This is a genomic window from Chryseobacterium sp. DT-167 (assembly GCF_058310155.1).
Window position 1 is genome coordinate 1 of the sequence record NZ_JBZEEQ010000159.1, and the last position, 501, is coordinate 501.

Annotated in this window: 1 protein-coding gene; it reads right to left on the minus strand. The window is 67.1% G+C overall.

Features of this window, described 5'->3' with window-relative positions:
- Positions 1-501, minus strand: a 501-nt coding sequence (locus AC4FQ5_RS20260; protein ID WP_491146573.1) for a hypothetical protein, incomplete at both ends; no start/stop codon positions are given.

The window sequence follows — 501 nt, forward strand, 5'->3', positions numbered from 1 at the left end:
CGTTGTCACGGTCATAGTTCGCCAACCAGCTGACAAGCACCTTGCCGCCACCGATCGCGAGAGCGGACGGTCTCATGTCGTCGCCGCCCAGCTGGGGGCCGTCGGCATTCGGCGCAACCGTCGTGACGGCGAAGCGCACGAGGCCCTGCTGTCTCTTACCGTTGACGGAGGGGAACTCGCCTCCGAACAGAACGTACTTGCCCGCGGCAGTAACGTCCCACGCCGCCTGGGTCGACCCGGTGAAGGCTCCGGGCGCGAGGTCCGGGTACCAGTCGAGCAGGCTCGGCGCCTGCTTGTTCGCGTAGTCGGTGTAGGTCGCCCCTCGCGTCCACGGTGCGAGAGTGCGGGTCGCCTTCACGGAGAAGGCGATGGCGCGATGGTAGTTGGTGGACGTCGCGCTCCACGTGTCGTCATCGAAGCCACCGACCCCGCGGCAGTAGTGTGCATGACCCGCCGTGTAGACCGCGCCGTTGAACGGGATCGCCGAGTACGTGTCGCCGT